Genomic DNA, 5,748 nt, shown 5'->3' on the forward strand with positions numbered 1-5,748 from the left:
TACCAGGCAGTAGCCATCGATGAAGATGGAAAAGAGATTGTTGGTATGGATATGGAGGGTAAACCGCTTTATGAAAAAGAAATTGGAGTTCGTTTTACGATCCAAAAAGGTGAAGACGGTCAGACTTTGTACCAGGAAACGCATACAACCCTCACAGATCAGCAGGGTTTATTTTCTCTTACCATTGGCAAAGGAAACCCAACAGGGGGTGAGTACACGCACTTAAATGATATCCCATGGATTGATGCCGACCAATGGTTAAAAGTAGAAATATCCATTGAAAATAACGGCAATTATCGGGTAGTCAGCAATCAACAGTTTATGTCCGTTCCTTATTCTTTCTATACGGACAATATTGCTGATAACGCAATTACGACAGCAAAAATCCTCAATCACACCATTCAGAATGAGGATATAGATACCGGTTCTGTAGATACGCGTACCATACTTGATGGCACTATACAAAATGAAGACATTGCCAATGAAACAATAAATTTAACACAAAAAGTGAGGGATACCCTGCCTGTTGAAAATGGAGGAACAGGTAGAGGTTCTGTACCGGAGGGCAGTATCTTAGTCGGGCAAGATGCAAATTCTCTGGATACTGTTATGGTAAGTGATAGTGCAATGATATTGACAAATATAGAAGGTGAAGGCAACACTAAATTATATAAATTTAGAGCCGGAACAGGAACTAGTCTTTCTGTTGATTCCACAAACAATACCATTACTGTCAATACAACCATTTCAGGAGAGGTGGATGCAGATGGTACCAAAACATTGGATATAGGGACTATTGCACCTGGGGACACATATGTATCACCTTCATTTCCTGTACCAGAAGAAAGTAACGGAGAAATGGGCGATATTGTATTAGCTTCTATTGATAAAAACCTGCGGGGATGTATGTTAACCCCTTATTTCTTTAGTACGGAAACCATTAAAGTTGCTATATTTAACGGTACCGGTAGTAATGTAAATCTTGGTAATAATGTTAATGTGAAATTATTAATTGTTCAATAACTATATTTGACCAATTTAACCCGAATAAATCTGAAAGCGGAATAAGTAATGGATTATTCCGCTTTCAGATTTATTTAAACAAAAATAATACAAAACATAAATCCCTTAACGCTATGATTTACTGGCAAAAATTAAAATGTGGCCCAGTATAAAATTAATGTTTTATCAGAGATTCTCTTCAATAAAGTTGGTCATCCGTGTATACAAATGATAAGTGGTGTTGCCTCCGTAGATGCCATGGTTTTTATCCGGATAGAACTGCATTTGAAATTGTTTATCGACCTGCACCAGCTCTTCTGCCAGCTCAATGGAATTTTGCACATGCACATTGTCATCACCTGTTCCGTGAATCAGCAGATAATCTCCTTTCAAGCCCTCCACATGATTGATGGGTGAATTGTCATCATATCCATCGGGGTTATCCTGAGGCAGTCCCATGTAGCGTTCGGTATAAATGGTATCATAAAACCTCCAATTGGTTACAGGAGCAACGGCAATGGCCAGGGAAAAGGTTTCATTGCCCTGGAAAAGACAGTTAGACGACATATATCCTCCATAGCTCCAACCGAATATACCGATACGGCCGGCATCGATATAACTCTTATTTCCGAAATACCGGGCTGCCTCTATCTGATCGATTGTTTCATACTTGCCCAACTGGCCGTAGGTCATTTTTTTAAATTGCTCACCGCGGCCTCCGGTGCCCCGGTTATCTACAACAGCGACAACATATCCCCTTTGGGCAAGCATCTGGAACCAGGCCATATTTCCGCTCCACCGGTCGGTAACCGTTTGTGAGCCCGGACCACCGTATAAATACATAAAAAGCGGATACTCTTTGTTTTCATCGAAATCGGGAGGTGTAATCATATAAGCATTCAAATCGTATTCGCTGGAAGGGGTATGGACCTTTATGAATTGTTTTTCCTGAAAACCATATTTTTCCACATTTGTGTTCAACGCTTCGTTTTCTTCCAACGTCCTGATCTTTTCCCCGTTTCGCTTATGAAGGGTTACCGTCAGGGGTTCGTTAGCCCGGGAATAATAATTGATATAATATTGGAATCCCGAGCTGAAATTGACGCTGTTCCATCCATCTTTCCCTGTAATTTCCTTCTTTCCGGTTCCATCCATTCCGATGGAATAAACCGAACGCTTTAACGGAGATTCTTCGGCAGAAGCATAAAAAACCCGGTTGCTCTCTTCATCGTAACCGAGAAATTCTGTAACCTCCCAATCTCCTGCGGTGATCTGCTGAATCATGTTCCCCTGCATGTCATACAGATAAAGATGGTTGTAACCGCTTTTTTCACTGTAGATAATGAAGTGTTTCCCATCATCCACAAAGGTGGGATAGTCATCCCCGATCTGAGAGATATAATATTCATCGGTCTCCTCGTAAATCACCTCCGATTCACCCGTACCGGCATCCGCCAACATGATCTCAATTTTATTCTGCAACCGGTTCATTCTGATCATGCAAAGTTGATCATTTTCCCTGGTCCACTTAATACGGGGAATATACTGATCGGTTTCCCCACCTGTATCCATTTCCCTGACCGTACCGTCCTTTAAATCGTAAACGTAAATCTCGACTATGGAATTTTTCTCTCCCGCTTTGGGATATTTAAATGTATAATCTTCCGGATAAAGCGAATCACGGTACATGGTCATGTGAAACTCCTTCACCCGGCTCTCGTCAAATTTGTAGAATGCAATCTTATCTCCCTCCGGTGACCAATGGAAACCCTGAGTGAATGCGAATTCCTCTTCATACACCCAATCCGTAGTACCATTGATAATGTGATTGTGCTTACCGTCATGGGTAAGTTGTTCTACTTCTCCCGTTGCCATATCCTTGACAAAAAGATTGTTGTTCCTTACAAACCCTACTTTTAAAGCATCCGGTGAAAAAGTGGCAAGCTTCTGTGCTCCCTTCTTACTCAAAGGTTCAAGGCTCTTCCTGTCGCGATGGAATATAAAATAACGTGCAGTAAAAGACCTCCTGTAAATGGGCTGAATATTGGTTGCAATCAAAATCTTATTCTCGTTCTCACTAAATTCATAACGCCCAATAGTTGATAAATCCTGATAATTATCCAGATTCAGAAGTGTATCAATAGCCTGACCTGATTTATAGCTGTACTTAACGATAGCCGACCGGTCTTCTAATACCGTGTAATGAATGCCATCCTGCATCGAACGCAATCCCTGTACCGACTTTTGGCGGAATTTGTGTTCCTTATAAATATCGTCAAGGGTGATCTTTTTATAATCATTCTGAGAAAAGGTTTCACCGCCAGTGAGGACCAAAACCATAAACAACACTGGGTATGTGAGTAATTTTTGCATAAACGTCATGTTTTAGAATTGTTATTTTATCCATGCAATTATAATAAGAAACATGGTATTTTTCTTATAAGGAACGAATAAAATCTCAGTTTTACAAAAACTATGGTTTTATGTCTAAACATCCTATGAAAATCGATATATTCGTACCTTTTTATGAAGAAGCCTTTCAAAATCCGGTGAAGGTCATAAAAATCAGCAGAGATTCCTAAATTTGTAAAAAAATCTGACGGGCATAAATTGAAAACAAAAACAGAGACATCCTTGTGCGGTTTGTTTAGTAGCTGGTGCAGTGAAAGGCCGGAAAACATTCAACCCTTGCCTCCCACTGCTTCGAAGCGCACTTATTACAGGATAAAAAGCCGAAATTACAGGGCCATTGGGGTACACAATCCCAATCTTAAAGAAAACAAGGCATTCATTTCGATGACCCGTTTTTTTATGGATGAAAAAGTCCCTGTTCCCGAGATCTATCTCTGCGACCTGGAAAATAACATCTATATTTTGGAGGATCTTGGCGACCAGACCCTTTTCTCCCTTATTCTTCAAACAGGCAGCCATAAAGAACATTCAACCGAATTAAAACAATGGTTAAAGCAGGCCCTTAAAGAACTTGCCCGAATTCAGGTAATGGGTGGAAAAAAAATGGATTTTTCCATTTGTTATCCTTATAAAAAATTCAGCAGGGATTCCATCCTCTGGGATCTGAATTATTTCAGGGAACAATTCCTGAACCAGTTGGGCATCAGATACCATTCTAAAAAACTGGAGAGAGACTTTCAACAGTTTGCCGATTTTATCATGCAGGCAGACCATGATTATTTTATGTACAGGGATTTTCAGTCCAGAAACATGATGCTGCATCAAAATACACTATATTTCATCGATTACCAGGGTGGAAGGAAAGGCCCCCTTCAATATGATGTAGCCTCTTTCCTTTTTCAGGCGCGGGCAGCACTACCAGAAGAACTCCGGGAAGAGATGCTCGAATATTATATGGAAATGGCTGAAATGCTTACCCCAATAAACCGGAGCGAATTCCTTCAGTACTATTATCCGGTGGCGCTGGTCAGGGTTTTACAAACTTTAGGAGCTTATGGATTAAGGGGGTTAAAAGAAGGCAAACAACATTTTGTTAAAAGCATTCCATTGGCCTTACAAAACCTCCGGTTACTAAAAGAAAAAAATACGCTTACTTCTGATTTGCCGGAACTCGACCGGATAATCAAGGAATTAAGCCTAATCAAAAACATTCATTGATGGAGCATACAAAACAATTAACCGCTACAGTAAACAGTTTCTCTTACAGACGAGGAATTCCATACGACAACAGTGGACACGGTGGAGGATACGTATTTGATTGCAGGGGCATCCTCAATCCGGGCAAATTTGAAAGATATATGATGCTAAACGGAAAGGATCCGGAAGTAGTTGAATTCTTTGAAAAAAACACAAAGATTTATGATTATCTGGAGCATACTTTTCAATTGGTAAAAACAAACCTGGATAACTACATTGAACGCAGCTTTTCTAACCTTATGATAAATTTCGGATGTACCGGAGGACAGCACAGATCCGTCTTTTGTGCAGAATGGATGGCAAACCGGATAAGGAATAACTATGATATAGTGGTCAAAATCAATCATCTGGACATGAAGGAATGAAAGCAATGATACTGGCAGCCGGTATAGGCAGCAGGCTACGCCCTGTAACCTCCAACATTCCCAAGGCACTGGTGGAAGTTGGAGGCAAAACCATGCTTGAGAGAACCATATGCCACCTCAAACAATATGGCTTCGATGAACTTATTATCAACCTGCATCATTTCCCGGAAAAAATTAAGAATTATCTGACAAAACACCATTATTTCGGAGTAAATATCAGTTTATCAGAAGAAAGTCCGGAACTACTCGATACCGGGGGTGCTCTGAAACATGCTTCATGGTTCTTCGATGGTGACCAATCATTCCTTATACACAACGTGGATGTTTTAAGCAATCTCAATATCAGCAAACTGTACAATTACCATCAAGCCCGGGATGCGTTGGCTACCCTGGTGGTGCAAAACAGGCCAACATCAAGGTATCTGCTTTTTGATGAGCAAAACACGCTTTGCGGCTGGGAAAACACAAAGACCGGAAAAAAGGTAGTGATAAAAAATAATAAAACACTGAAAAGACTGGCATTTAATGGAATTCATGTTACAAACCCTTCAATATTCAACCATATGCCCGGTAGAAATGTTTTTTCCATAATGGACATTTATTTGAAAGCAGCCAAAGAAAAAAACATCCTGGCTTATATAGACAGTGAATCTTATTGGTTTGACATAGGAAATCCGGAAAGCCTTGAAAAAGCGCGGAATTTCATATCAGA

At 40.3% G+C, this 5,748-nt stretch carries 5 protein-coding genes; 4 read left to right on the top strand and 1 reads right to left on the bottom strand.

Annotated elements, in window-relative coordinates:
* Positions 1-1,023, top strand: a 1,023-nt coding sequence (locus tag KGY70_16120) for a hypothetical protein (protein MBS3776724.1), incomplete at its 5' end; no start/stop codon positions are given.
* Positions 1,024-1,188: 165 nt separating this feature from the next.
* Here the strand turns inward: KGY70_16120 and KGY70_16125 are convergent.
* Positions 1,189-3,342 carry a S9 family peptidase gene (locus tag KGY70_16125; protein ID MBS3776725.1) on the bottom strand — a complete coding sequence of 718 codons (2,154 nt, stop codon included), beginning with the start codon at positions 3,340-3,342 and terminating at the stop codon, positions 1,189-1,191.
* 270 nt (positions 3,343-3,612) lie between these two features.
* Between KGY70_16125 and KGY70_16130 the strand changes: the two genes are divergently transcribed.
* The 3 genes from KGY70_16130 to KGY70_16140 form a co-directional block, all read left to right on the top strand.
* Positions 3,613-4,632 carry a phosphotransferase gene (locus tag KGY70_16130; GenBank protein ID MBS3776726.1) on the top strand — a complete coding sequence of 340 codons (1,020 nt, stop codon included), beginning with the start codon at positions 3,613-3,615 and terminating at the stop codon, positions 4,630-4,632.
* Complete coding sequence (locus KGY70_16135) at positions 4,632-5,036, top strand: hypothetical protein (GenBank protein ID MBS3776727.1); 405 nt, start codon at positions 4,632-4,634, stop codon at positions 5,034-5,036. The genes KGY70_16130 and KGY70_16135 overlap by 1 nt, the downstream gene beginning before the upstream one ends.
* Positions 5,033-5,748, top strand: a 716-nt coding sequence (locus tag KGY70_16140) for a nucleotidyltransferase family protein (GenBank protein ID MBS3776728.1), incomplete at its 3' end; no start/stop codon positions are given. The genes KGY70_16135 and KGY70_16140, both read left to right, overlap by 4 nt.

The organism is Bacteroidales bacterium (assembly GCA_018334875.1).
Taxonomy (GTDB): Bacteria; Bacteroidota; Bacteroidia; order Bacteroidales; family UBA12077; genus JAGXLC01.

Excerpts from the sequence above, each read along its gene's own strand:
- KGY70_16125 (MBS3776725.1), bottom strand. The coding sequence starts at position 3,342 with ATGGTTTTGGTCCTCACTGGCGGTGAAACCTTTTCTCAGAATGATTAT.
- KGY70_16135 (MBS3776727.1), top strand. The coding sequence starts at position 4,632 with ATGGAGCATACAAAACAATTAACCGCTACAGTAAACAGTTTCTCTTAC.